Here is a 25,134-nt window from a genome sequence, read left to right as displayed (position 1 = left end):
TGGACACGTCTCGTTTATTTACAGGACCGCATGTGCATGTCACGCTCCCGTTTGCCGCCCCATTCAACCCGCGTAGATGGGACACTCTTTATGTTGTTGGTGACTCGCATGCACCGCTGGAAATCGGTGGCGCTGACCACCGCCGCGGTCCTGGTGGGCCTCGCGGCCCCGACCCTGACGGCGACTCCGGCCTCCGCCACGACCACGGCGTACGACTCGACGTACTACAAGAACGCGGTCGGCAAGACGGGTACGACCCTGAAGTCCTCGCTGCACACGATCATCAGCACCGGCGTCACGAAGATCTCGTACGCGGCGGTCTGGGACGCGCTGAAGGCCACCGACCAGGACCCGAACAACAGCAGCAACGTGATCCTGCTGTACAGCGGCGTCTCCCGCGCCAAGTCCCTCAACGGCGGCGACGTCGGCGACTGGAACCGCGAGCACACCTGGGCCAAGTCCCACGGCGACTTCGGCGAGGTGGTCGGCCCCGGCACGGACCTGCACCACCTGCGTCCCGCCGACGTCCAGGTCAACAGCATCCGCGGCAACCTGGACTTCGACAACGGCGGCAGCGCGGTCACCAACGGCGGCGGCAGCACCGTCGACTCCGACTCCTTCGCGCCGCGCGCGGCGGACCGGGGCGACGTGGCCCGCATGATCCTCTACATGGCCGTCCGCTACGAGGGCGACGACGGCTTCGCCGACCTGGAGCCCAACGAGAAGGTCGGCAACGGCAGCAACCCCTACATGGGCAAGCTCTCCGTCCTCAAGGCCTGGAACGAGGCGGACCCGCCGAGCGCCTTCGAGGAGAACCGCAACAACGTCATCTACAACACGTACCAGCACAACCGGAACCCGTTCATCGACCACCCGGAGTGGGTGGAGGCGATCTGGTAGGGCTGCCTGCGTGACGGGTCGGGCTCCTCGCGATCTGCGGGGAGCCCGATCGTTGTTTCGGGTCTCGGCTAACTAGCTAGCATCGGCTCGACCGGAATGATGATGGAGGTCAGCGCCTCGTCCCCAAGGTCACGAAGTCGCTCAAACCGGTCCGGGATGCGCAAGTTGTTGACGTCCATGAGGACATTGTGACGGATCCCCGAGTGCAGGAGCGCTGTCCCGGAACTGCCACGGGCCTTGAGCTCCACGCACCGCCTGAGCGTCACTCACCCCTCGAAGTCGTACTCCAAGATGTACGACGCCGCGTCCAGCACCATGTCGTTCACCTCGACCACCCGCCCCTCCGCGTCGAACGCGGTGCGCACGACGAGCACCACCGGCACACCGGACGACAGGGCGAGGCGGTCGACCTCCTGGGCGCTGGGCATGCGGGAGCGGATTTCCTCGCGGAAGCGAACAGGCTTACGGCCGAGTTCCTCAAGCCTGGCGTACATGCCGCCGGGGCCGGTGTCGGGCTGCGCGATCCGCGTACCGGCGACCAGTTCGGCCGGAAGATATGAGGTGGACAGCAGTACCGGCCTGCCGTCGAGGACGTACCGGCGACGGCGCACGCAAACCCGTACCTCCCCGCCGTCGCCCATGCTCAGCACTCCCGCAATCGCGGCCGGGGCCTCCTCCTCAGTCACCTCGACCGAGTCGACGACGAGTTCACGGTCACCGGCGTCGGTCGTCCAGATGGAACGCCCCTCGCCCCACTGCGCGTGCGCGAGGCGTTCGAGCCCGCGCCGCCGGATCGGCTTGAAGTCCCGGAGGAACACCCCGGCCCCCTTGCGTGCTTCCGCGATGCCCTCCGTCTGCAGAACACCCAGCGCCTGCCGGGCAGTCATCCGCGCCACACCGTGCTCGGCCATGAGGTCGTTCTCGCCGGGAAGCCGCTCACCGGGCCCGTACTCGCCGGCCTCGACTGCCGCTCGCAGTTGCGCCGCGATGCGCTGGTACTTCGGCTGACGCCCCGTGTCCCCGCCGCTCATCCAGGCCTCCCCTCCGGTCATCTCTAGACATCTTAGGCATCAGCCGCCACACCCTCACAGCCGACCGCCGATCCGGGACGAGCAATTTCACACATCTCTAGAGATCTATTGACGCACCCGTACGCAAACCGCTTCACTGGCCAGGTTCACATCTCTAGAGATGTGAACCTGTCTGCTGCTACCTGCCGTGGAGGTCCTCATGTCAGCCCACACCTCGACCGCACAGCCCGCAACCCCCGACATGCGGGAGGCCCAGTGGCAACTCCCGCGCAACCCGCGCAGTGCGGGGCACGCACGCGCGCTCCTTCGCCTGCAGCTCACGGACTGGAAGATCGCCGGCGAAGTCGCCGACACCGCCGAGCTGTCGCTCTAGGAACTCGTCACCAACTCCATCCGGCACGCACCGACTCCGCCCGGCCGCGAAATCTGCGTGCGCTTCGCCACGTACGACGGGCGGCTGCGCGTGGAGGTCGCCGACGCGAGCGATCACCGGCCTCAGCCCCGAGAAGCTGCCCTCGAAGACGAAGGGGGCCGGGGGCTCACCCTCGTAAGGTCCTTGGCGGAGCGCTGGGGATGCTGTCCCCGCCTGCACGGCATCGGAAAGGCGACATGGGCGGAGCTGTCACTGCCACGATGAACGTGAGCAACACAGCGGTACGGCCGATAGCGTCGAGATCGCCGCACACCGCACTCAACGCCGCATATGAGGAGATCCCCGTGGCCGACGCCTCCGTTCCCCCGCCGGACCGACCGGCCACGCCGGACGACGCCGTCACGGTCACGCTCACTTACACCGGCGACCAGGCCGAAGTGCTGCGCACGCTCGCGCTCCTGGAGGGACGTACGCCGGAGGAAGTGGCGTTGGACCACATCGCACGGGGCGTCCCGCTGTCCTTCTCCTCTCCTTTGGGGGAGGACTCGGAAGCAATGGCCGTCCTGGCACGGGCCATGTTCGACGGACCTTCCGACTTGGCCACTCGATCCACCGAGGACCTGTTCGAGGAAGGTGGCCGTTGAAACGGCATCTGTTCGGCGTCGCGGACACATCGGTCCTCCTCGCGGTCTACAACCGGAAAGACGCTCATCATGAGTCCTCCGTACAAGCTCTCTCCCTGGTCGACCGACTCGTGGTGTCACCCATGGTCCTGGCCGAGCTGGACTACCACCTGACGACGAAGATCAGTGGCAAGGCGGCAGCGGATGCTCTGGCCAGCATGCGCGCCTGGGCGAGCACAGATCGGCTCACGCTTGCCATGGTGGGCTGGCCGCTCCTGAGCGAGGCCGAGCGTCTGATGCGTACGTACGCGGATAATGACGCCATTGGCATGACGGACGCCGTCAACGCCGTTCTGGCTTGGGCGTTGCCGCAGCCGGTTGTTCTCGCCCTCGACCATCACCACCGAGATGTCATCGCACCCAGGACCGGGGCCGAGGCTCCGCTGCACGTTCTCCCAGCAGTCGGATAGCGCGCTCTCCGGCTTACGCGAACGTCCGCAGTACACAGGGAGTTTCGCCACCGACGTCTACCACGTTGAACTCCCCCTGTCTCAGGGGGAGTTCAACCGTCGCAACAGTTGGAGCGCCACCACATGGGTCCCGACGGTGGCCGCGGCTGCGAGCGCCGCGGCCCGTGCAACGTCAGGCGGTCGCGTAGGACGCAGCACCCCGACCCGCCGCAGCCGGCCCCGGGCCCACAGCGTGAAGGGAATGACGACCAGCGGCGAGGTGACCACCCCGGGTGTGTAGCCACGGACGGCGGCGGACTGGGCCATGTGTGTCAGGGCGTGCAACCCGAATCCGTTGAGGGCCGCCTGGTAGAAGCCGGAACGTCCGCCCGTACGGTGCCCGTCGGCGGCGGCGAGCGCGATCACCCCGCCCATCACGGCGACGGCCGTAGCGAACTCCCGTCCGTCCGTGGACTCCAGCCGCCGCCACACCCGTTCCGGCACCCGCGGATATCGCTGCCTCAGCCCGGGCACCTGTCCTCGGGCCCAGCCCGGCATCGTGGCCACTTCCTCCAGGTCGTGCAGCGCCCAGGCCGCCAACAGCCCGAAGGTCACACCGCCTTCGACCGCCCGGCCGTCTTCGCCTCTGCCTTTGCCTTTGCCCGCCTCACGTCCGCCCATGACCGGGAAGTCTGTCAGGCGAGGTCGGCGGTCGGCGAAGCCGCTGTAGGCAGTCAGGCGTTCTTCTCAGGTCAGCCGTGCCCAAGAGCCTCAGCCGTCCGCCGTAGGCGTACCGCCAGAAGACACCGTCTGCTCCGACGCAGCCCGTACCGCCATGACAAGGCCGCTTGCCCATCCCAGTCGGACGGATCGGAAATCGTGACGGCCTTCCAACTCGGCCAACAGGCGCCGCACGGAAGTCTCGTGGGACTCTGGCCATCCCGGCTGCGGCGACAGGTCGTCGATCAGGTACATCCCTCCGGGGGCCACGAGTTCCAGGGCTCGTTCAAGATGGGTGAATTTTCCGGGCCATGTGTCCGCGAACACCAGGTCGAAGGGCTCCCCGGCATAGTCGTCCAGCCATTCGCCGCCGTCTCCGGTCACGAAGGTCACCCTCGCGTCGGACCCCAACTGCTCGCGGGCGACCGCCTGGACCGTGGCATCGAGTTCGACCGTGACCAGACGAGAGGCTTGGTCCATCCCACTCAGGAGCCAGGCCGTGCCTTCACCCACACCCGTGCCGAGTTCGAGGATGCGGCCCCCGGGCCGGGCAGCGGCGAGTACAGCCAGCAAGCTGCCGGTCCGCTCCTCGCACGACCTGGTGAAGCCCGCCCCTCGCGCCGCAACTCGCAACACGGGCAGGGCAGTTGGGAACACGCTCGGTGTGTCGTCCATCCAGAGATGATGCAAGGGCCGTGCCGCCTACGCAATCCTGTGCGGATCGGGAAAGCCGGGCTCCGTAAATCCCTGAAGCGTTCGCCCGTTCGGTGGAAACCGGAGTCCTGTCGGTGCTCGTACGCGACCGGCTGCGACCGGGACGGCATCGTGGCTCCCGACCCGCACTCAAGGAGGACCCCATGCTCGGCACCGACTTCATCACCGGATCCCCCAACTGGCTCGACCTCGGCAGCCCCGACACCGACGCGGCCGCCGCGTTCTACGGCGCCGTGTTCGGCTGGCAGTTCGTCTCCGCCGGGCCCGAGACGGGCGGATACGGCTTCTTCCAGGTGGACGGCAAGACCGTCGCCGCACTCGGACCGCTCACCGAGGAAGGGGCGCGCTCCGCCTGGATGGTCCACTTCAAGACCGACGACATCGCGGCCACCGTCCAGGCCGTCACGGCCGGCGGCGGCACCGTGCGGATGGAGCCCATGGACGTCATGGGTGAGGGCATGCTGGCGCAGGGCACCGACCCGCAGGGCGCGCAGTTCGCGCTCTGGCAGCCCGGCAGGACGGCGGGCCTGGAGCTCACCTCGGCCCCGAACACCCTGCTCTGGGTGGAACTGCACGCCACCGACCCGGAGGCGGACATCGCCTTCTACCAGGGCCTGTTCGGCTGGCGCAGCCAGGACATGCAGGCTCCCGGCATGACGTACCGGGTGCTGAGCACGAGCGCCGGCGACCAGCAGGACGCCTCCTTCGGCGGGGTCGCGCCGCTCAACGCCGGTGAGGGTGAACAGCCGCGCTGGGTACCGTACTTCCACTCGACGGACGTCGACGCCACGATCAACTCGGCGCGCTCCAACGGCGGTTCCGTACTGATGCCGGCGGCGGACGTACCGGAGGTCGGCCGCATCGCCTGGCTGGCGGACCCCTTCGGCGCGGCGTTCGCCCTGCTGAAGCCGGATCCGCGGATGTGAGCCCGCTCAGGGCACTGTGGGGAAAGCCGGCGGAGACAGCCGCCGGCCGCCCCTCCACCCGTCACCCCAGATGCGTAGCCGCGAACATCCGCAACACAGCCGGGAGTACGACCACGGAGGGCCCCGGTTCCCCCAACGCCTTCGCCAGGTCCGACTCCAGTGCCTCAGGCGAGGTCCGCACCCCCGGCACCCCGAACGACTCCGCCAGCGCCACATAGTCCGGCCGGGTCAGTTCCGTAGCCGTCGCCTCGCCGAAGGCGTCCGTCATGTACTCCCGCAGAATCCCGTAGCCGCCGTCGTCGACGATGAGCCATGTGACGTTCAGGTCGTACTGTCGCGCCGTCGCCAACTCCGCGACGGAGTACAGCGCTCCGCCGTCCCCCGACACCGCCAGCACCGGCCGCGTCGGGTCCGCCGCCGCCGCGCCGAGTGCCGCCGGGAAGCCGTAGCCGAGGCCGCCCGCGCCCTGGGCGGAGTGGAGGTGGTTGGGGCCCTTCGCGTCGAACGCCGACCAGGCCCAGTAGGCGAGGATCGTCATGTCCCAGAAGGAGGGGGAGTTGGCGGGGAGCGCCCTGCGCACCGACTCCAACACGCCCTGTTCCAGGGTCAGTTCCTGAGCTGCGATACGTTCCCGGACGCGGCCGAGCAGTTCGGTCACCCGCCCCTCCGCCGTCGCGTCCGTCCGCTCCGTCACCGTCTCCAACAGCGCCTGCACCGCATGCCACGCGTCCGCGTGGATGCCCAACGCCGGGTGGTTGGACTCCAGTTTGCCGAGGTCCGCCTCGATCTGGATCACCCGGCCACGCGGCCTGAACGTGTGGTAGTTCGAGGACAGTTCACCCAGGCCCGAGCCCACCACCAGCAGGACGTCCGCGTCCTCCAGGAAGTCCGTCGTGTGGCGGTCCTCCAGCCAGGACTGGAGCGACAGCGGATGCGCCCACGGGAACGCGCCCTTGCCGCCGGGCGTCGTGACCACCGGCGCCTGAAGCTTCTCCGCCAGCTGCCGCAGCTTCTTCGACGCGTCCGCCCGTACGACTCCCCCGCCCGCGATGATCGCGGGACGCGCCGCACGTGACAGCAAGTCGGCTGCTACGGCGGTCAGTTCGGGGCGCGGGAGCAAGTCCTCCGGGGTCGCGTCCACCGCCGTCACCACGGGGAGCAGGGTCGGAGACAGCAGCACGTCCTGCGGGATCTCCACCCACACCGGGCCGTGCGGGGCCGTGAGCGCCGACTTCCACGCCTCCGCGATCGCGGACGGGATCTGCGACTGGGCGCGGACCGTGTGGACCGACTTCACCACGCCCCTGAACGAGGCGGACTGGTCCGGGAGTTCGTGCAGATAGCCGTGCCTGCCGCCGCCCAGGCCCGCCGTCGGGATCTGGCTGCTGATCGCCAGGACCGGGGCCGAGGCCGCCCGCGCCTCCTGGAGCGCCGCCAGTGATGTGAGCGCGCCCGGGCCCGTCGAGAGCAGCAGCGGCGCCGCCTCGCCCGTGATGCGGCCGTACGCGTCCGCCGCGAACCCGGCGTTGTTCTCCACCCGCAGGCCGATGTACCGCAGGTCGGAGCGGCGCAGCGCGTCGAACATGCCGAGCGCGTGCTGTCCGGGCAGGCCGAAGACGGTCGTCGCGCCGAGCCCGGCCAGGGTCTCCACGACCAGGTCGCCGCCGTTGCGCCCGGGGGGCGGGTTCAGCGCGGCGGTGATCTGCGCGGCCGTGGGGCGGAGTTCCAGGTCGTGGTCGTGGGTCACTTCGAACGGGCCTCGGCAATCTGACGGGACATGATGGTGATCAGGTCGTACGCGGTGTGGGACGCGGCCACCGACGTGATCTCGGCGTGGTCGTACGCCGGGGCCACCTCGACGACGTCCGCCGACACCAGGTTGCAGGATGACAGGCCGCGCAGGATCTCCAGCAGCTCGCGCGAGGTCAGGCCGCCGGCCTCGGGTGTGCCGGTGCCGGGCGCGTGGGCCGGGTCGAGGCAGTCGATGTCGATGGAGATGTAGAGGGGGCGGTCTCCGATGCGCTGGCGGAGCTGGTCGGCGACCTCGTCGGCGCCCCGGCGGTAGACGTCGGCGGACGTGACGATGCCGAAGCCCATCTTCTCGTCGTCCTTGAGGTCCTGCTTGCCGTAGAGCGGACCGCGGATGCCGACGTGCGAGAGCGCCTCGGTGTCGAGGATGCCCTCCTCAACTGCCCTGCGGAACGGCGTCCCGTGCGTGTACTCGGCGCCGAAGTACGTGTCCCAGGTGTCGAGATGGGCGTCGAAGTGCAGCAGGGCCACCGGGCCGTGCTTCTTCGCGACCGAGCGCAACAGCGGCAGCGCGATGGTGTGGTCGCCGCCCAGGGTCATCAACCGCGCGCCGGTGTCCAGGAGTTGGTCCGCCGCGGCCTCGATCGTCTCGACGGCCTCGTTGATGTTGAACGGGTTCGCCGCGATGTCACCGGCGTCCGCGACCTGCGCGAGGGCGAACGGGGACGCGTCCTGCGCCGGGTTGTACGGCCGCAGCAGCCGGGACGCCTCGCGGATCGCGTTGCCGCCGAAGCGCGCGCCCGGCCGGTAGGAGACACCGGCGTCGAACGGCACCCCGACCACGGCGACATCCGCGCTGCCGACCTCGTCCAGGCGCGGCAGCCGCGCGTAGGTCGCGGGCCCGGCGTAGCGCGGGGTGCGCGAGGAGTCGACGGGGCCGCGGGGCGTCTCGTTGCTGGTCATGGGGACTGCCTTCTTTCCTACGCTTCGTCGCGTATGGGCTTCTTTGTGCGTCTGCCTACGACTTTACTGGTGGGCGGTGACCGGTTCGGACACGAGTTCGGGGGCGCCGCGCCCGGCGAGCCGCTCCCGCCACGCGGCCAGCACCGCCGCGTCGGTCGCCGGGGTGGCGAGCGAGACCGTGACATAGGCGGCCAGGGACAGCAACAGGCCGTAGTAGACAGGCTCGTTGGCGAGGATGCCGTAAGCCGCCATCAGGCCGACGACCGCGAGGCCGCCGACGGCGACGGAGGCGAGCGCGCCCTGCGCGGTGCCGCGCTTCCACAGCAGGCCGCCGAGGATCGGGACGAGGAGGCCGCCGACGAGGAGGTTGTACGCCACCGTCAGCGCCTCGACGACGTTGTTCAGCGCGATCGCCGTGACGATCACCGCGACGCCCATGACGAGGATGAAGGCACGGTTGCCCCGCACCTCGTCATGTTCCACGGCGTCGCGCCGCACGGCTCCCCGGAGCTTCGACCAGATGTCGTTGTTGGCGACCGTGGCGCAGGCGATCAGCGCGCCGGAGGAGGTCGACATCACGGCGGCCAGGGCGGCGGCGAGCACCAATCCCCTTACCCCGACCGGGAGTTCGTCCTTGACGATGGTCGCGAAGGCGTCGTCCGCGCTGCCGAGGTTCGGGTACAGGACCTTCGCCGCCGTGCCGATGACAGCGCCGGCGAGGGCGTAGACGAGGCAGTAGGTGCCGGCGACCGTGCCGCCCCACTTGGCGGTCCTGTCGCTGCCGGCCGTGAACACGCGCTGCCAGATGTCCTGGCCGATGAGCATGCCGAACGTGTAGATCAGGACGTACGTGAAGATCGTCTCGCCGCCGATGCCCAGCGGGTCGAAGTAGCCGGTGGGCAGCTTCGCCTTCATCTCGCTGAAGCCGCCCGCCTTGACGACCGCGATCGGCAGGAGCAGGAGCAGTACGCCGATCGTCTTCACCACGAACTGGACCATGTCCGTCAGCGTGATCGACCACATGCCGCCGAGCGTCGAGTACGCGACGACGATCGAGCCGCCGAGGACGATCGCGACCGTGCGGTTCATGTCGAAGAGGACGTCGAAGATCGTGGCGTAGGCGATGGTCGAGGTGACCGCGAGCATCAGGGTGTAGGCCCACATGACCACGCCGGAGATCACGCCCGCGCGGCCCCCGTACCTGAGATCGAGCATCTCGGAGACGGTGTACACCTTCAGGCGGGCGATGCGGGCGGAGAAGAAGACCGAGAGGGCGAGCAGGCCGAGGCCGATGGTGAAGACCATCCACGCCCCTGACAACCCGTACTGGTAGCCGAGGCCCACCCCGCCGATGGTGGACGCGCCGCCGAGGACGATCGCGGCCATGGTGCCGGAGTACATGACCGGACCCAGCCGACGGCCCGCGACCAGGAAGTCGCTCTTGGACCTGGCGCGGCGCATGCCCCACCAGCCCATGGCCAGCATGCCGGCCAGGTAGACGACGATGACGGTGTAGTCGACGGCCATTACGGGGGCCTCCTTCGCGCGGTCGCTGCCTGGTCCGGGTCGACAGTAGGTGGCCGGGAAGCGGCTGCGAAGTGTACGTTTCATCCATTCCAGCACGAGGTGATGGAGGAAACGTCCACCATGCCGGACCTCACGATTCCCCCTGCACCCCCTACGCCCCCTACCCCTCCGGTACCCCTCTCCGCCCTCCTGGCCCGCGAGGACCTGGGTCTGCGGCAGATCGCCGGACCCACCGACCCCGACATCGTCATCCACTGGGCGCACACCTCGGAGATGCCGGACCCGTATCCGTATCTGCTGGGCGGCGAGCTGCTGCTCACTGCGGGCGTCCACATCCCGGAGGCGGCCGGCTCGGGCACGTACTTCGCCGACTACGTCTCCCGGATCGTCGAGGCGGGCGGAGTGGCCCTCGGCTTCGGCGTGGCGCCCGTCCACGACACCGTGCCGAGGGCCCTGGTCGCGGCCTGCGACCACTACGACCTGCCGCTCCTGGAGGTCCCGCCGCCCACCCCCTTCTCCCGCGTGGCCCGCGCGGTCTGGCAGCTGATGGCCCAGGCCCGCCTCGCCGAACTCCGCCGCGTCACCGAGGCCCAGCAGAGCCTGGCGGCAGCGGCCTCCCGCCCCGACCCGGTCCCTTCGGTGCTACGACAACTCGCGCAGCGCGTGAGCGGACGGGCCGTGCTGTACGGGCCCGACGGCACGGAGATCGCGGCGGCGGGGCGGGAGGCGGCGGGCGCGGGCGCTCTGGCGGGACTGGCCCGGGTGGTACGGCCCACCGGAACGGCGGTTTCCGCCACACCCCCCACCTCCGCCACCGACACCGTCCCCGGCGCCCATCTCGCGGCCTACGCCCTGGGTACCGGTCAGGGTTTCGTCCTGGGGGTCGCCGCCCCGCACCGCGACCCCGGCGACCACACCATCGCCTCCGTGGCCGCCGTACTGCTCTCCCTCCTCACCGGCGAACACCAGAGCCGTACGGGAGCGGACCGTTCGTCGGCGCTCGTACGACTGCTGCTGGGCGCCCCGCCGCAGGACGTCGCGTCGCTGCTCGGCGGGGACCGGTGGGTCGTCGTGCACGCGGCGCCCGACAGCCCTGTGTCCGACCCGGTCGCCGCGTCCGCGCTGGGCGCCGCCCTCGGGTCGGCGCTGATCGACCTGACGCCGGAAGTCGTACGGGTACTGGTCCCCGCCGATCGCGAACCCGCCCCGCAACCCGGCTGGACCCTCGGTGTCAGTGCACCCGTGGCTCCGGAGGACTGGCCGGCCGCCGACACCCAGGCGGCACGTGCCCTGGCCCGGGCGCGAGCGACCCGTGCCCCGCTGGTCCGGCACGGCGCCGCCGGCCGCCCCGGTCTCGCCGGACTGGTCCCCCACGAGGAAGCCGAGGCGCACGCCCGCACCCTTCTCGCCCCGCTCGCCGCGAGCCCCGCGCTCACCGAGACACTGCGCACCTGGCTCTCGCTGCACGGGAGTTGGGACCGTACGGCGGTCGCGCTGGCCGTGCACCGCAACACCGTGCGGCAGCGGATCGCCCGGTGCGCGGCGCTGCTGGACGCGGACCTGGACGATCCGGACGTACGGATGGAACTGTGGTTCGGCCTGCGTCACCTGTGAGCGGTCACCCGCGAGTCACCCGCGAGTGATCCACATCCCAGCGTCCGGGACACCGGGCAGCGGCACAGTCCGCTGCTCCACAATGGGGCCATGCCGATACCCGGGACCCCCAGCCGCGCCGAGCTCGTCGATCACCTTGTGAAGACCCGTATCGCGGGCGACGTCGCCACTCCCCGCGAGAACAACCTCTCCCACTACCGCAAGCTGGCCAACGGCGACCGCCACTACTGGTTCGGCCTGGAGTTCGGCGACCGCTGGTCCGACGAGCAGGACGTGCTCGCGGTGATGGCGGAGCGGGTGGGGGTGAACGACGATCCCGAGTACCGCTACGGCCAGGACACCATCGACCCGGAGCTGACGGTCGAGGCGCTCGACCGCCTCGCCGCGCGGCTGCGCAAGGCGGCCGACGGCGGGCAGCGGGTGCTGTTCGCCACCGGTCACCCGGGCGGTCTGCTCGAAGTGCACCACTCGACGGCCGCCGCCCTGCGCACGGCGGGCTGCGAGATCGTGGTGATCCCGGAGGGGCTGCAGACGGAGGAGGGGTACGTCATGCAGTTCGCGGACGTGGCCGTCCTGGAGCACGGCGCCACGCTGTGGCACACCCACTCCGGCGAGCCGATGAAGGCGATCCTGACCGCCCTGGAGCGCGAGGGCCGCCCGCTGCCCGACCTGGTCGTCGCCGACCACGGCTGGGCGGGGTACGCGGGCCGCCACGGCGTCGACTCCGTCGGCTACGCGGACTGCAACGACCCGGCACTCTTCCTCGCCGAGTCCGAGGGCGCCCTCCAGGTGGCCGTCCCGCTCGACGACCACGTGGTCAGCCCCAGGTACTACGACCCGATGACGGCGTATCTGCTGGCGGAGGCGGGACTTTCCTGACCGCCCGGCCGTCCGGCTCGTCGCAGCTCAACTCCCTTGTCATGGCCAGGGGTTGAGCCCCTCCGCCCGCCGTTGCGCATACCCCGGCGTCGGGTCCAGATACACCCTGCTCACCGCCGGGAACGCCTCCCGGAGCCGCTGTTCGGCCTGTTCGCAGGCCCACTCGATCTGCGCGGCGCTCGACCGGTCCCGGAAGTCGATCTTCGCGGCGACCAGCGCCTCGCGCGGACCCTGCACGAGGGTCGTCAACTCCAGTACGGCTTCGATGTGTTCGACCCCGAGCAGCTCCTCGCGGATACGGTCCCGCATCGGCTTGGGCAGCGGGCGGCCGATGAGGAGTTCGGCGTTGGAGCGGCCGAGCACCCAGGCGACGTAGAGCAGTAGCAGGCCGATGCAGAGGGACGCGAGGCCGTCCCAGACGCCGGAGCCGGTGAGTTGTCCGCCGAGCAGGCCGCCGGCCGCGAGGACCAGGCCGACCAGGGCGGCGGAGTCCTCCAGTACCACGGCCTTCACCGCGGTGTCGGGGGTGTAGCGGAGGTAGCGCTTGAAGGAGGCGTCGAAGCGGGCGGCCTCGCCGCGCGCCTGGCGTACGCCCGTCCGCAGGGAGTAGCCCTCCAGGAGGAAGGCGACGCCGAGCACGATGTAGGAGACGAGCGGATCGCCCAACTCCTCGCCGGCGACCAGGGTGTGGACGCCGTCGTAGATCGAGAAGACGGCGCCGCCGACGAAGGTGGCGACGGCGGCGAGCATCGCCCAGATGTAGCGCTCGGGGCCGTAGCCGAGGGGGTGTTCCTCGTCGGCGGGTTTCTCGCTGCGCTTGAGGGCGGTGAGGAGGAGGAGTTCGGTGACCGTGTCGGCGACCGAGTGGGCCGCCTCGGAGAGCATCGCGCTGGAGCCGCTGATGACGCCGGCGACCGCCTTGGCGAGCGCGATCCCCAGGTTGGCGACGGCCGCGACGATCACCGTGAGGGTGGACTCGCCGCCGCCCTCGCTCTCCTCTGTCGCCGCCGTCTCCTCGGTTTCTGTCATGCCCTCAGTCTTCCCGAGGAACCCGGACCACGCCCTCCTGAATGACGGAGACGGCCAGTTGACCGTCCTGCGTGTAGATCCGGGCCTGCCCGAGACCGCGTCCGCCGTACGCCGACGGCGACTCCTGGTCGTAGAGCAGCCACTCGTCCGCGCGGAACGGCCGGTGGAACCACATCGCGTGGTCGAGCGAGGCTCCTACGACGTCTCCCACGGCCCAGCCGCCGCGGCCGTGCGCGAGGAGGATCGAGTCGAGGAGGGTCATGTCGGAGACGTAGGTCGCGAGGACCACGTGGAGGAGCGGGTCGTCCGCGAGCTTGCCGTCGGTGCGGAACCACACCTGGGAGTGCGGTTCGCGCGGCTCGCCGAACCTGCCGTACGGCGGGTCGTCGACGTACCGGAGGTCGATCGCCTGACGCGCCTCCAGGAATCGTTCAACGATCCTCTGGTCGAGGTGGTCGTAGCCGAGCAGCCGCTCGCGGCCGGTGGGGACCGTCTCCGGGTCGGGCGCGGGCGGCATGGGGGTCTGGTGGTCGAGGCCTTCCTCGTACGTCTGGAAGGACGCCGACAGCGCGAAGATCGGCCGGCCGTGCTGGACGGCGACCGCGCGGCGGGTGGTGAAGGAACGGCCGTCGCGCATGCGCTCGACGTTGTAGACGATGGGCGCGCCCGGGTCCCCCATGCGCAGGAAGTACGCGTGCAGGGAGTGGGCGTGGCGGTCCGCGGGGACCGTGCGCCCGGCGGCGACCAGTGCCTGCGCCGCCACCTGGCCCCCGAAGACGCGAGGGACGACGGCGGAGCGGGACTGGCCGCGGAAGATGTTCTCCTCGATCTGCTCAAGGTCGAGCAGATCGAGGAGATCCTGTAGTGCCTGGTTCATGGCGTCCAGTTGTACCGGGCGGTAATTGCCGGGACCTTACAGGCCCATGTCCTTGGCGATGATCGTCTTCATGATCTCGCTGGTGCCGCCGTAGATGCGGTTGACGCGGTTGTCCGCGTACAGGCGGGCGATCGGGTACTCGTTCATGAAGCCGTAGCCGCCGTGCAGCTGGAGGCAGCGGTCGATCACGCGGTGCGCGACCTCGGTGGTGAACAGCTTGGCGCTGGCCGCCTCGGCGGGGGTCAGCTCGCCGGCGTCCAGGGCCTCGGTCGCGCGGTCCACGACGGCCTCGGCGGCGTCCACCTCGGCCTGGCAGGCGGCCAGTTCGAACTTGGTGTTCTGGAACGCGGCGACGGGCTGACCGAAGACGACCCGGTCCTGCACGTACTGCTTCGCGAAGCGGACGGCGGCCTTCGCCTGCGCGTAGGCGCCGAAGGCGATGCCCCAGCGCTCGGAGGCGAGGTTGTGGCCGAGGTAGTAGAAGCCCTTGTTCTCCTCGCCGAGGAGGTCCTCGACGGGCACCTTGACGTCGACGAACGCCAGCTCGGCGGTGTCGGAGGTCTTCAGGCCGAGCTTGTCGAGCTTGCGGCCGACCGAGTAGCCCTCGGCCTTGGTGTCCACCACGAAGAGGGAGATGCCGTGGCGGCGGTCCTCCTTGGTGGACGGAGAGGTACGGGCGCAGACGATCATGCGGTCGGCGTGCACGCCGCCGGTGATGAAGGTCTTGGCGCCGTTGAGGACGTAGTGCGTGCCGTCCTCGGAGAGCTTGGCGGTGGTCTTCATGCCCGCGAGGTCGGAACCGGTGCCCGGCTCCGTCATCGCGATGGCCCACATCTCCTCGCCGGAGACGAACTTGGGGAGGTACTTCTTCTTCTGCTCGTCGTTGGCGAGCAGCTTGATGTAGGGCAGGCCGAGCAGCACGTGCACACCGGAGCCGCCGAAGGAGACACCCGCGCGGGCGGTCTCCTCGTAGAGGACGGCCTCGAACTTGTACGAGTCGATGCCCGCGCCGCCGTACTCCTCGTCCACGCGGATGCCGAAGACGCCGAGCTCGGCGAGCTTGTAGTAGAACTCGCGCGGCGCCTGGCCGGCGGCGAACCACTCGTCGTAGACCGGGACGACCTCGGCCTCGATGAAGGCCCGGAGGGTCTCCCGGAACGCCTCGTGGTCCTCGTCAAACACCGTACGGCGCACCGCCGGCCCCTCTCTGCGCCTGAACCGGCGCCGCTCTCGCGGATGTGGTTGCTCGCCGTGGGGGCTACTCGATCGATGGTGGCGGTCCCAGCGGCTAAGCGCTTGCTCAGATCAACCGTACCGGCGAGTACGAACAGCCGTCCAGACCGAATCCCGTAACCCTCGTCACGCGAGACCGTCCCGAACGGCAATCACCTGGAACAGGGCGCCTTCACGTCCAGACCTCCCAGATAGCGGTCGTACTCCTCCTGAGGCAGTTCCTGCGGTGTGAGGGCGCACAGTGCCTTCCGCCACTCGGCCACGCCGACAGTCTGGCGCACGAGGCCGCCGTCCGCGCCGAAAGCGACGACCGAGCCGTCGCCGCCGGGAAGCAGACGGGCGGGCGTGGCGTTCTGGCCGGTCCCCCCGCTCGGGAGGGTCCAGGCGCCACGGGACTCGGTCGTGGCGGCGTCCCAGAACTGGAGCGTCGGTTCGCCGCCCGACGTGCCGGCCTGGACGAGCAGGGTGTTGTCGCCGCTGAAGACCGGCACCGTGTCGAACGTCGCCGCCGACGTGCCCCGCACGAACTTCCCGGTGGACACGTCGAGCACGGAGACGATCCGGTCACCGTCGAAGAGCCCGACCCGTTCTCCGTCCGCGCTGACCGAGACCTCCTCCACCAGCATGGTCGGCGCGGACACGATGGGCACCTCGCGCACCTGGCGGACTCCTTTGTTCCGGTCCCACTTCCACACTCTGAGTTCGTCGCCGTTCACCACGGCCGCAGTGGTCCGGTCGGCGCTGACGGAGACCGCTGTGAGGGGCAGCTCGTCGTCCGCGACGAGCAGGGATCGCAGAACCTTCCAGGACCGCGTGTCCAGGACCTGCACTTCGTTCGCGCTCACCCCCACCACATGGACGCCGTCCGCCAGGAAAGCCACCGGCACGAACCCGTCCTGCCTGGTACGCCCCACCCGGCTGCCGCTGCGCGGGTCCCAGAGCGAGAGCACGCCCCGCTGGGCCACGACGACCCGGCTGCCGTCGGTCGAGGCGACCAGGTTGTTGACACCCGACTGCAGTCGGGCCACGCGCGACGGTATGCGGCCCACCTTCCGGACCCCCTGGTCGGTGACAGCCCATATGTCGGTGCCCGAGCTGTCGGCACGGAAGGCGGTGCGGTTGTCGGAGGCCAGGTCGGCGGGTTTGAGGTGCTGCTTGTTCGGCAGCGGGACACCCGCCTGGTAGCTGGTGGTGGACAGCAGGGAGACGGCTCCGTCCCCGGAACCGGCGGCCACCCACCGACCGTCTCCGGAGACCGCGACACTTGTCACCGGCCAGGTGAAGGAGCCGAGAACACGTCGGTTGCCCAGCGCCGAGTCGTACACGGCCACGCTCCGGTCCTCCGCGGCGTACACGGCACCGTCCGCGTCGTCGGGCATGCGGACCATTCCGTTGCCCTCGCCGTCCGCCCGGGCCAGGCGCCGCCCCGCGGCCAGATCCCAGACCTGGCCCCCGACGTACGCTCTCGTCCCGTCGTCCGAGAGGGTCGCGTACGGCTTCTCCTGGCGGGGGAAGCCGGGGATGGTCCGCCAGGCGCTCCAGGACCTGGAGTCCTCGGCGAGGCCGCGGATCCGGCCGGCCCGTCGGTCGAGCGCGAGGAGCCGGTTCGCGTCGTCGAAACCGAGGGCGAGGCTCCCCGGGACCGCGGTCTCCTTGGTCAGCAGGCGCCCGGTCCCGGTGTCCCAGACGGCGACGTGAAATCCGGGCTCCGGCTCGCCGGGCGAGTAGAACGTGGCGGCGAGGCGCCGCCCGTCCCCGGAGAAGGCGAAGGCCTGAAGGCCCTTGACCGCCTCGGCCAGTTGCTCGCCGTCACTGGCGATGATGGTCCGGATCAGCTTCCCGCGCGCCACGTCCCAGAGGCCGATCTGGTTGTACGGCGCCTCGACCGCCAGGGTCCGCCCGTCCGCGCTGAACTCCATACCGCCACCGTTCAGCGGCCAGGCCGCCCCGTCGAGGCGGGACAGCTCCCGGCCCGCGGCGATGTCGTACAGGTGGATGACCTGACTCCTGCTGTGCACGCCGGCTGGGTCGAAGTCCGAGTAGTACGCCAGCCTGCTCCCGTCACGGCTGATCGCCACGTTGATCGCGTTGACCTTTCCCACGCCGTGGAAGTCGGCCACCGCTTCGGTGCCGGCCAGCAGATGCCGGGCCACGCTGCCGTTGGCCGCGACCGCCTCGGCCAGCGCCTGCGCCGACTCGCCCGTGGGCTTGACCGCCTGGGCGTAGAGCGCGAACTGGGCGGCCTTGCGCGGGTCCTTGGAGGCGGTGTCGAGGGCCCGGGCCGCCAGTGCCTGCGAGGCGGAGGTCCGGGCGCGGTCGAGGGCCTCTCCGCGTTGCTGCCAGGCGAAGAGACCGGCTCCGCCGGCGAGCAGCGACAACAGCAGGAGGCCGAGCACGAACAGCCGGAGGATGCGGACCGCCTTGCGCTGGATGTGCAGATCGGTGCTGTCCAGGGCGTCCTTCGCCATGCCGTGCAGCGGCGCGGCGAGGCCGGCGACCCGGTCCCGGAACTCGGAACCGGGCTTCATGGAGCGTTCGGCACTGTCGCGGAACCTCGTGAGGTCGACCCAGAGGGGTTCGGCGGCGAAGGCGCCTCGCAGTTCGGGTGGCAGGGCGTCGGTGCACGCCCAGTCGAAGTCGCCCGCTGCCGGGTCCCAGACGACGCTGCCCTCACCGAGCGCGATCAGGAACTGCTCCATGCCGTGGTTCTGGCGCCAGTACTTGATCTCCTCGCGCACCCACCGCGACTTGGCGGCCTCGGGAGAGGCCAGATAGATGAAGTAGCGGCAGTCGGCCAGCGCGGCCTTGATGGAGCCGTCGAGATCATGGCCGGCACTGAGGCTGGTGGTGTCCCGGAAGACCTTCACCCGCGAACGGCGCAGCCACGGCGTGCGAAGGATGTCCTGCAGCCCCTTCTCCAGGGCTTCCGCCAGCGGTACGTCCCTTCTGTGGCTGTACGAGATGAAGGCATCGCGTTGCACGGCCGTGTCCCCCGGTATCCCCGTCTGATGTGGATCATCTGCAACTCGCAGGGTGGCACAGGGAGTTCATGACGTATCCGGATCCGAGGAGGTGGGTTTGCGCCAAAGAACCGGACCGGCAGGCGGACGCTCAGTCGGCGACGGCGACGGCGACGGCAGCGGCTCCGAACGCACCCCGAGCCATCCGGTGCAACAGCTCCGCCGTGGCCGCCCGTCCCGGCAAGGCCCCCGGCCGCCCCAGGTGCGGGGTCGAGTTCAGCAGCCCGAACACCGAGTGCACGGCCGACCTCGCCATGGGCTCGGCCACGCCCGGATACACCATCCGGACCACCTCCACCCACAGCTCGACGTACTGCCGCTGGAGCTGCCGCACCAGCTTGCGGTCGCTGTCCCGGAGCCGGTCCAGCTCGCGGTCGTGCAGCGTGATGAGCGGCCGGTCGTCGAGGGCGAAGTCGATGTGGCCCTCGATGAGGGAGTCGAGCAGGACCTCCGCGGAGGTCACGCCCTCCGCCTCCGCCAGCCGACGCTTCGCGCCTGTCAGCAGCTGGCCGCTGATGCCGACCAGCAGCTCCGCGAGCATCGCGTCCTTGCCCGGGAAGTGACGGTAGAGGCCGGGGCCGCTGATGCCGACCGCGGCGCCTATCTCGTCGACCCCGACGCCGTGGAATCCCCGCTCGGCGAAGAGCCGCGCGGCCTCCTTGAGGATCTGCTCGCGGCGGGTGGGGGCGTCGGTTCTCGTGGTCATGAAAGCAATTCTAGACAGGGAGGTTAGCGGTCGTTAACCTGAAGGAAATGGTTAACGCTCATTAACAGCCGAGAGCGGCCGATCGCTGTGCGAGGGGACCCACAGAATGGAAGAGGCACCGGAGCTGACGAGCGCGGCGGACCCCGCGTCGGAGGCGTGGCGGGCCAACGAGGCGGCGCACCGCACGCTGGGCGAGGAGCTGCGGCAGAAGCTGGCCGCGGCCCGGCTCGGCGGCGGTGAGCGGGCCCGGGACCGGCACACCGCGCGCGGCAAGCTGCTCCCCCGCGACCGTGTGGACACCCTGCTCGACCCGGGCTCGCCCTTCCTGGAGCTCGCTCCCCTCGCGGCCGACGGGATGTACGACGGGGCAGCCCCGGCCGCCGGCGTCATCGCCGGGATCGGGCGGGTCAGCGGGCGCGAGTGCGTGATCGTCGCCAACGACGCCACGGTCAAGGGCGGGACCTACTACCCGATGACCGTGAAGAAGCATCTGCGCGCCCAGGAGATCGCCCTCGAAAACCGGCTCCCCTGTATCTATCTCGTCGACTCCGGGGGCGCGTTCCTGCCCATGCAGGACGAGGTGTTCCCGGACCGCGAGCACTTCGGGCGGATCTTCTACAACCAGGCCCGGATGTCGGGGGCGGGGATTCCGCAGATCGCCGCCGTGCTGGGGTCGTGCACCGCCGGGGGCGCCTACGTCCCGGCGATGAGCGACGAAGCCGTCATCGTCCGGAATCAGGGGACCATTTTCCTGGGCGGGCCTCCCCTGGTGAAGGCCGCCACCGGCGAGATCGTCACCGCCGAGGAGCTGGGCGGCGGCGACGTGCACGCGCGCGTGTCGGGTGTCACCGACCACCTCGCGGAGGACGACGCGCACGCGCTGCGGATCGTCCGGAACATCGCCGCCACACTCCCCGCGCGCGGGCCACTCCCCTGGGAGGTCACGGAGGCGGTGGAGCCGAAGGTCGACCCCTACGGGATCTACGGCGCCGTCCCGGTCGACTCCCGTACCCCCTACGACGTACGGGAGATCATCGCGCGCGTGGTCGACGGCTCCCGTTTCTCGGAGTTCAAGGCCGAGTTCGGGCAGACCCTGGTCACCGGCTTCGCCCGGATCCACGGCCACCTGGTGGGGCTTGTCGCCAACAACGGCATCCTGTTCTCCGAATCCGCCCAGAAGGGCGCCCACTTCATCGAACTGTGCGACCAGCGCGGCATCCCCCTGGTCTTCCTCCAGAACATCTCGGGGTTCATGGTCGGCAAGGACTACGAGGCGGGCGGCATCGCCAAGCACGGCGCCAAGATGGTCACCGCCGTCGCCTGCGCGCGCGTGCCCAAGCTGACGGTCGTGGTCGGCGGCTCCTACGGCGCGGGCAACTACTCGATGTGCGGCCGGGCGTACTCCCCCCGCTTCCTCTGGATGTGGCCCGGCGCCAAGATCTCCGTCATGGGCGGCGAGCAGGCCGCGTCGGTCCTCGCGACCGTGAAACGCGACCAGTTGGAGTCGCGCGGGGAGTCCTGGCCCGCCGAGGACGAAGAGACCTTCAAGAACCCGATCCGGCAGCAGTACGAGCGCCAGGGCAACGCCTACTACGCGACCGCCCGCCTCTGGGACGACGGGGTCATCGACCCCCTGGAGACCCGTCAGGTCCTCGGCCTCGCCCTGACCGCCTGTGCCAACGCGCCCCTGGGAGACCCCCAGTTCGGCGTCTTCCGGATGTGATGAGGGTGCCCGAGATGGTCGACACATTCGACATGTTCGAGACGGTCCTGGTGGCCAACCGGGGCGAGATCGCGGTCCGTGTGATCCGCACCCTGCGCTCACTCGGTGTGCGCTCGGTCGCCGTCTTCTCCGACGCCGACGCGGACGCCCGGCACGTCCGGGAGGCGGACACGGCGGTACGGATCGGCCCCGCACCGGCGGCGGAAAGCTATCTCTCCGTGGAACGGCTCCTGGAGGCCGCGGCCCGCACCGGCGCGCAGGCCGTCCACCCGGGCTACGGCTTCCTCGCCGAGAACGCGGCCTTCGCGCGCGCGTGCGCCGACGCCGGGCTGGTCTTCATCGGCCCGCCTGCGAACGCGATCGCCCTCATGGGCGACAAGATCCGCGCCAAGGAGACGGTCGAGGCTGCCGGTGTCCCGGTCGTGCCCGGCGGCCGCGACCCCGAACTCGCCGAAGCGGCCCACAAGTTGGGCGCCCCTGTCCTCCTCAAGCCCTCGGCCGGCGGTGGTGGCAAGGGCATGCGCCTGGTCCGCGACCTCACCCTCCTGGACGACGAGATCGCCGCCGCCCGCCGTGAGGCCCGCGCCTCCTTCGGCGACGACACCCTCCTGGTCGAGCGCTGGGTGGACCGCCCCCGGCACATCGAGATCCAGGTCCTGGCCGACGGCCACGGCAACGTCGTCCACCTCGGCGAGCGCGAGTGCTCCCTGCAGCGCCGGCACCAGAAGGTCGTCGAGGAGGCCCCGAGCGTGCTCCTGGACGAGGCCACGCGCGCGGCGATGGGCGAGGCCGCGGTCCAGGCGGCCCGCTCGTGCGGGTACGCGGGCGCGGGCACGGTGGAGTTCATCGTCCCCGGGAACGACCCGTCGTCGTACTACTTCATGGAGATGAACACCCGCCTCCAAGTGGAGCACCCGGTAACGGAGTTGGTGACCGGACTCGACCTCGTGGAGTGGCAGCTGCGGGTGGCGGCGGGCGAGCGGCTGCCCTTCGCGCAGGAGGACATCACCCTCACCGGGCACGCGATCGAGGCCCGTATCTGCGCCGAAGACCCCGCGCGCGGGTTCCTCCCCTCCGGCGGCATCGTCCTGAAACTGCACGAACCCTCCGGCGACGGCATCCGCACCGACTCCGGCCTCTCCGAGGGCACCGAGGTCGGCAGCCTCTACGACCCGATGCTCTCCAAGGTCATCGCCTACGGCCCCGACCGCGCGACCGCGCTCAGGAAACTCCGGGCCGCCCTCGCGGACACGGTCACCCTGGGCGTGCCGACGAACGCCGGTTTCCTACGACGGCTGCTGGCCCACCCGGCGGTCGTGGCGGGCGAGTTGGACACCGGGCTGGTCGAGCGCGAGGCGGACTCCCTGATCCCGGACGCGGTACCCGAGGAGGTCTACGAGGCGGCAGCCGCCGTACGGCTGGATGCGCTGCGGCCGGCGGGCGGAGGCTGGACCGATCCGTTCTCGGTGCCGAGCGGCTGGCGGCTGGGCGGCACTCCGAAGCCGGTCGGTTTCCAGCTGAAGGTGACCGAGCCCGTGGAGTACGTCCCGCGCGGCAGCCACACCGTCACGGCGGACCAGGTCGCGGTCACCCTCGACGGGGTGCGGCACACCTTCCGGCGGGCCGGTGACTGGCTGGGCCGGGACGGGGACGCCTGGCAGGTGCGGGACCACGATCCGGTGGCCGCCTCGCTCAGTGGGGCCGACCGGTCCGGTGCCGGTTCACTGACCGCGCCGATGCCGGGGACGGTGACCGTGGTGAAGGTCGCCGTAGGAGATCAAGTGACCGCCGGGCAGAGCCTGTTGGTGGTCGAGGCGATGAAGATGGAGCACGTCGTCTCCGCGCCGCACGCCGGCACCGTCGCCGAACTCGACGTGACCCCCGGCTCGACGGTCGCCATGGACCAAGTACTGGCGGTCGTCACACCCACGGTCGTCACACCTGCGCAGGAGGACCAGTGACACTCCCGATGGTCGTACCGGCCCCCGATCTGCCCGCCCGGGTGCGCATCCACGAGGTGGGGGCCCGCGACGGACTCCAGAACGAGAAGTCGACCGTGCCGACCGAGGTCAAGGCCGAGTTCATCCGGCGGCTCGCCGACGCGGGCCTGACCACCATCGAGGCCACGAGCTTCGTCCACCCCAAGTGGGTGCCCCAACTGGCCGACGCCGAGCAGCTGTTCCCGCTCGTGCGGGATCTGCCGGGGGTGCACCTCCCCGTCCTCGTGCCGAACGGCCGCGGACTCGACCGGGCCCTCGCCCTGGACGCGAACCGGGTCGCCGTCTTCGCCAGCGCCACCGAGTCCTTCGCCAAGGCCAACCTCAACCGCACGGTGGACGAGTCGCTGGCCGTGTTCGCCCCGGTCGTGGCCCGCGCCAAGGAGGAGGGCGCCCATGTGCGCGGCTATCTCTCCATGTGCTTCGGCGACCCATGGGAGGGCGAGGTCCCCATCGCCCAAGTGGTGCGTGTCTGCCGGGCGTTGGTCGACATGGGCTGCGACGAGCTGAGCCTCGGCGACACGATCGGCGTGGCAACTCCCGGGCACGTCCTGGAACTTCTCTCCGCGCTCAACGAACAGCACGTCCCCACGGACCTGTTGGGCGTGCACTTCCACGACACCTACGGCCAGGCCCTCGCCAACACCCTGGCCGCCCTCCAGCACGGCGTCACCACCGTGGACGCCTCCGCGGGCGGCCTCGGCGGCTGCCCGTTCGCCAAGTCCGCCACCGGCAACCTCGCGACCGAGGACCTGGTGTGGATGCTCCAGGGCCTCGGCATCGACTCCGGAGTCGACCTCGCCCGTCTCACCGCCACCAGCGTGTGGATGGCCGAACAACTGGGCCGACCCAGCCCGTCCCGCACCGTCCGCGCACTCGGTAAAACGACACAGCCCCACAAGGAGCAGTGACCGCCATGGACCACCGTCTCTCCCCCGAGCTGGAAGAACTCCGCCGTACGGTCGAGGAGTTCGCGCACGACGTGGTGGCGCCGAAGATCGGCGACTTCTACGAGCGGCACGAGTTCCCGTACGAGATCGTCCGCGAGATGGGCCGCATGGGTCTGTTCGGGCTGCCCTTCCCCGAGGAGCACGGCGGGATGGGCGGCGACTATCTGGCGCTGGGCCTGGTCCTGGAGGAGCTGGCCCGGGTCGACTCGTCGGTGGCGATCACCCTGGAGGCCGGCGTCTCGCTCGGCGCGATGCCGATCCATCTCTTCGGCACCGACGCCCAGAAGGCCGAGTGGCTGCCCCGGCTCTGCTCCGGCGAGATCCTCGGCGCCTTCGGGCTGACCGAGCCGGACGGCGGCTCCGACGCGGGCGCGACGCGGACGACGGCGCGCCTGGACCCGGACACCGACGAATGGGTGATCAACGGCTCGAAGTGCTTCATCACCAACTCCGGTACGGACATCACGGGTCTGGTGACGGTCACCGCGGTGACCGGCCGCAAGCCCGACGGCAAGCCGCTGATCTCGGCGATCATCGTGCCGTCCGGGACGCCGGGCTTCACGGTCGCGGCGCCGTACTCGAAGGTCGGCTGGAACGCCTCGGACACCCGTGAGCTGTCCTTCGCGGACGTCCGTGTCCCGGCCGCGAACCTTCTCGGCGAACAAGGCCGCGGCTACGCCCAGTTCCTGCGCATCCTGGACGAGGGCCGGATCGCCATCGCGGCCCTCGCCACCGGCCTCGCACAGGGCTGCGTGGACGAGTCGGTGAAGTACGCCAAGGAACGGCACGCGTTCGGGCGGCCGATCGGCGCCAACCAGGCCATCCAGTTCAAGATCGCCGACATGGAGATGAAGGCCCACACCGCGCGCCTCGCCTGGCGCGACGCGGCCTCCCGTCTGGTCGCCGGCGAGCCCTTCAAGAAGGAGGCGGCCCTCGCCAAGCTGTACTCCTCCACGATCGCCGTCGACAACGCCCGCGACGCCACCCAGGTGCACGGCGGCTACGGCTTCATGAACGAGTACCCGGTGGCCCGGATGTGGCGCGACTCCAAGATCCTGGAGATCGGCGAGGGCACCAGCGAGGTCCAACGGATGCTGATCGCCCGCGAGTTGGGCCTCGCGGGCTGAGAGC

General features: G+C 70.3%; 22 protein-coding genes and 1 pseudogene. 12 read left to right on the top strand and 11 right to left on the bottom strand.

The genetic code is table 11. The features are described 5' to 3' along the window. The first annotated feature begins 108 nt into the window (after positions 1-108). Positions 109-900: an endonuclease I family protein gene (locus ACIBJH_RS19440; RefSeq protein ID WP_399118055.1), complete on the top strand. Its 792-nt coding sequence runs from the start codon at positions 109-111 to the stop codon at positions 898-900. 266 nt (positions 901-1,166) lie between these two features. On the opposite strand, the gene ACIBJH_RS19435 is transcribed toward ACIBJH_RS19440, so the two are convergent. Further along, on the bottom strand, positions 1,167-1,952 hold the full coding sequence (locus ACIBJH_RS19435; RefSeq protein WP_399118054.1) for a GntR family transcriptional regulator: 786 nt from the start codon (positions 1,950-1,952) through the stop codon (positions 1,167-1,169). Between the two features lie 178 nt (positions 1,953-2,130). Here ACIBJH_RS19435 and ACIBJH_RS19430 point away from each other — a divergent pair, with 178 nt between their 5' ends. The 4 genes and pseudogenes from ACIBJH_RS19430 to ACIBJH_RS19415 all read left to right on the top strand — a co-directional run bounded on the left by ACIBJH_RS19430 (position 2,131) and on the right by ACIBJH_RS19415 (position 3,397). Then, positions 2,131-2,304, top strand: a complete 174-nt coding sequence (locus ACIBJH_RS19430; protein WP_399118053.1) for a hypothetical protein — start codon at positions 2,131-2,133, stop codon at positions 2,302-2,304. A 12-nt stretch (positions 2,305-2,316) separates the two neighbouring features. Continuing rightward, a pseudogene (locus tag ACIBJH_RS19425) lies at positions 2,317-2,568 on the top strand (ATP-binding protein); the annotation flags it as partial. 80 nt (positions 2,569-2,648) lie between these two features. Beyond that, entirely contained in the window at positions 2,649-2,948 is a 300-nt protein-coding gene (locus tag ACIBJH_RS19420; RefSeq protein WP_399118052.1) for a hypothetical protein, read from the top strand. Next, complete coding sequence (locus tag ACIBJH_RS19415) at positions 2,945-3,397, top strand: type II toxin-antitoxin system VapC family toxin (protein WP_399118051.1); 453 nt, start codon at positions 2,945-2,947, stop codon at positions 3,395-3,397. Before ACIBJH_RS19420 ends, ACIBJH_RS19415 begins: the two co-directional genes overlap by 4 nt. A gap of 81 nt (positions 3,398-3,478) precedes the next feature. Here ACIBJH_RS19415 and ACIBJH_RS19410 read toward each other — a convergent pair whose 3' ends face one another. After that, entirely contained in the window at positions 3,479-4,057 is a 579-nt protein-coding gene (locus ACIBJH_RS19410; protein ID WP_399118050.1) for an HXXEE domain-containing protein, read from the bottom strand. A 90-nt stretch (positions 4,058-4,147) separates the two neighbouring features. Continuing rightward, positions 4,148-4,771: an O-methyltransferase gene (locus tag ACIBJH_RS19405; RefSeq protein WP_399118049.1), complete on the bottom strand. Its 624-nt coding sequence runs from the start codon at positions 4,769-4,771 to the stop codon at positions 4,148-4,150. Between the two features lie 182 nt (positions 4,772-4,953). Here ACIBJH_RS19405 and ACIBJH_RS19400 point away from each other — a divergent pair, with 182 nt between their 5' ends. Then, positions 4,954-5,736, top strand: coding sequence for a VOC family protein (locus ACIBJH_RS19400; RefSeq protein WP_399118048.1), 783 nt, complete (start codon positions 4,954-4,956; stop codon positions 5,734-5,736). 61 nt (positions 5,737-5,797) lie between these two features. Here the strand turns inward: ACIBJH_RS19400 and ACIBJH_RS19395 are convergent, their stop codons facing one another. The 3 genes from ACIBJH_RS19395 to ACIBJH_RS19385 form a co-directional block, all read right to left on the bottom strand. After that, positions 5,798-7,483, bottom strand: a complete 1,686-nt coding sequence (locus ACIBJH_RS19395; RefSeq protein ID WP_399118047.1) for a thiamine pyrophosphate-binding protein — start codon at positions 7,481-7,483, stop codon at positions 5,798-5,800. Next, on the bottom strand, positions 7,480-8,448 hold the full coding sequence (speB, locus tag ACIBJH_RS19390; RefSeq protein ID WP_399118046.1) for an agmatinase: 969 nt from the start codon (positions 8,446-8,448) through the stop codon (positions 7,480-7,482). Before speB ends, ACIBJH_RS19395 begins: the two co-directional genes overlap by 4 nt. A 63-nt stretch (positions 8,449-8,511) precedes the next feature. Then, positions 8,512-9,975, bottom strand: a complete 1,464-nt coding sequence (locus tag ACIBJH_RS19385) for a sodium:solute symporter (protein ID WP_399118045.1) — start codon at positions 9,973-9,975, stop codon at positions 8,512-8,514. 102 nt (positions 9,976-10,077) lie between these two features. On the opposite strand from ACIBJH_RS19385, the gene ACIBJH_RS19380 reads away from it, so the two are divergent. Next, on the top strand, positions 10,078-11,589 hold the full coding sequence (locus ACIBJH_RS19380; RefSeq protein WP_399118044.1) for a PucR family transcriptional regulator ligand-binding domain-containing protein: 1,512 nt from the start codon (positions 10,078-10,080) through the stop codon (positions 11,587-11,589). A 90-nt stretch (positions 11,590-11,679) separates the two neighbouring features. Next, positions 11,680-12,468, top strand: a complete 789-nt coding sequence (locus ACIBJH_RS19375; protein WP_399118043.1) for a phosphatase — start codon at positions 11,680-11,682, stop codon at positions 12,466-12,468. Positions 12,469-12,507: 39 nt separating this feature from the next. On the opposite strand, the gene ACIBJH_RS19370 is transcribed toward ACIBJH_RS19375, so the two are convergent. From ACIBJH_RS19370 to ACIBJH_RS19350, 5 genes are all read right to left on the bottom strand, one after another. Then, positions 12,508-13,497, bottom strand: coding sequence for a cation diffusion facilitator family transporter (locus ACIBJH_RS19370; protein ID WP_399118042.1), 990 nt, complete (start codon positions 13,495-13,497; stop codon positions 12,508-12,510). A gap of 4 nt (positions 13,498-13,501) precedes the next feature. After that, entirely contained in the window at positions 13,502-14,374 is an 873-nt protein-coding gene (locus ACIBJH_RS19365; protein WP_399118041.1) for an acyl-CoA thioesterase, read from the bottom strand. A gap of 36 nt (positions 14,375-14,410) precedes the next feature. After that, positions 14,411-15,568: an acyl-CoA dehydrogenase family protein gene (locus tag ACIBJH_RS19360; protein ID WP_399118040.1), complete on the bottom strand. Its 1,158-nt coding sequence runs from the start codon at positions 15,566-15,568 to the stop codon at positions 14,411-14,413. A 191-nt stretch (positions 15,569-15,759) separates the two neighbouring features. Then, a complete protein-coding gene (locus tag ACIBJH_RS19355) occupies positions 15,760-18,588 on the bottom strand; it encodes a toll/interleukin-1 receptor domain-containing protein (protein WP_399118039.1) in 2,829 nt (942 codons plus the stop codon). A gap of 130 nt (positions 18,589-18,718) precedes the next feature. Continuing rightward, entirely contained in the window at positions 18,719-19,333 is a 615-nt protein-coding gene (locus ACIBJH_RS19350; RefSeq protein ID WP_399118038.1) for a TetR/AcrR family transcriptional regulator, read from the bottom strand. A 106-nt stretch (positions 19,334-19,439) separates the two neighbouring features. Between ACIBJH_RS19350 and ACIBJH_RS19345 the strand changes: the two genes are divergently transcribed. From ACIBJH_RS19345 to ACIBJH_RS19330, 4 genes are read left to right on the top strand one after another with little or no spacing between them, the layout of a single operon-like run. Then, the gene (locus tag ACIBJH_RS19345) at positions 19,440-21,056 is read left to right on the top strand and encodes a carboxyl transferase domain-containing protein (RefSeq protein WP_399118037.1); all 1,617 of its coding nucleotides are present in this window, start codon (positions 19,440-19,442) and stop codon (positions 21,054-21,056) included. Positions 21,057-21,088: 32 nt separating this feature from the next. Next, positions 21,089-23,017 carry a biotin carboxylase N-terminal domain-containing protein gene (locus ACIBJH_RS19340; RefSeq protein WP_399118201.1) on the top strand — a complete coding sequence of 643 codons (1,929 nt, stop codon included), beginning with the start codon at positions 21,089-21,091 and terminating at the stop codon, positions 23,015-23,017. 8 nt (positions 23,018-23,025) lie between these two features. Beyond that, positions 23,026-23,964 (top strand): hydroxymethylglutaryl-CoA lyase, encoded by a 939-nt coding sequence (locus tag ACIBJH_RS19335; protein ID WP_399118200.1) that lies wholly within the window; start codon positions 23,026-23,028, stop codon positions 23,962-23,964. A gap of 5 nt (positions 23,965-23,969) precedes the next feature. Then, a complete protein-coding gene (locus tag ACIBJH_RS19330; protein WP_399118036.1) occupies positions 23,970-25,130 on the top strand; it encodes an acyl-CoA dehydrogenase family protein in 1,161 nt (386 codons plus the stop codon). Positions 25,131-25,134: the final 4 nt, after the last annotated feature.

It is taken from the genome of Streptomyces sp. NPDC050548, from assembly GCF_044457385.1.
Taxonomy (GTDB): Bacteria; Actinomycetota; Actinomycetes; order Streptomycetales; family Streptomycetaceae; genus Streptomyces.
This window is presented reverse-complemented; position numbering and strand designations above follow the sequence as displayed.

Bases quoted from the DNA above. Each gene is read 5' to 3' on its own strand.
- ACIBJH_RS19440 (WP_399118055.1), top strand. From the start codon at position 109: ATGCACCGCTGGAAATCGGTGGCGCTGACCACCGCCGCGGTCCTGGTG.
- ACIBJH_RS19435 (WP_399118054.1), bottom strand. From the start codon at position 1,952: ATGACCGGAGGGGAGGCCTGGATGAGCGGCGGGGACACGGGGCGTCAG.
- ACIBJH_RS19430 (WP_399118053.1), top strand. From the start codon at position 2,131: ATGTCAGCCCACACCTCGACCGCACAGCCCGCAACCCCCGACATGCGG.
- ACIBJH_RS19410 (WP_399118050.1), bottom strand. From the start codon at position 4,057: ATGGGCGGACGTGAGGCGGGCAAAGGCAAAGGCAGAGGCGAAGACGGC.
- ACIBJH_RS19405 (WP_399118049.1), bottom strand. From the start codon at position 4,771: ATGGACGACACACCGAGCGTGTTCCCAACTGCCCTGCCCGTGTTGCGA.
- ACIBJH_RS19400 (WP_399118048.1), top strand. From the start codon at position 4,954: ATGCTCGGCACCGACTTCATCACCGGATCCCCCAACTGGCTCGACCTC.
- speB (WP_399118046.1), bottom strand. From the start codon at position 8,448: ATGACCAGCAACGAGACGCCCCGCGGCCCCGTCGACTCCTCGCGCACC.
- ACIBJH_RS19385 (WP_399118045.1), bottom strand. From the start codon at position 9,975: ATGGCCGTCGACTACACCGTCATCGTCGTCTACCTGGCCGGCATGCTG.
- ACIBJH_RS19380 (WP_399118044.1), top strand. From the start codon at position 10,078: ATGGAGGAAACGTCCACCATGCCGGACCTCACGATTCCCCCTGCACCC.
- ACIBJH_RS19375 (WP_399118043.1), top strand. From the start codon at position 11,680: ATGCCGATACCCGGGACCCCCAGCCGCGCCGAGCTCGTCGATCACCTT.
- ACIBJH_RS19370 (WP_399118042.1), bottom strand. From the start codon at position 13,497: ATGACAGAAACCGAGGAGACGGCGGCGACAGAGGAGAGCGAGGGCGGC.
- ACIBJH_RS19365 (WP_399118041.1), bottom strand. From the start codon at position 14,374: ATGAACCAGGCACTACAGGATCTCCTCGATCTGCTCGACCTTGAGCAG.
- ACIBJH_RS19350 (WP_399118038.1), bottom strand. From the start codon at position 19,333: ATGACCACGAGAACCGACGCCCCCACCCGCCGCGAGCAGATCCTCAAG.
- ACIBJH_RS19345 (WP_399118037.1), top strand. From the start codon at position 19,440: ATGGAAGAGGCACCGGAGCTGACGAGCGCGGCGGACCCCGCGTCGGAG.
- ACIBJH_RS19340 (WP_399118201.1), top strand. From the start codon at position 21,089: ATGTTCGAGACGGTCCTGGTGGCCAACCGGGGCGAGATCGCGGTCCGT.
- ACIBJH_RS19335 (WP_399118200.1), top strand. From the start codon at position 23,026: ATGGTCGTACCGGCCCCCGATCTGCCCGCCCGGGTGCGCATCCACGAG.
- ACIBJH_RS19330 (WP_399118036.1), top strand. From the start codon at position 23,970: ATGGACCACCGTCTCTCCCCCGAGCTGGAAGAACTCCGCCGTACGGTC.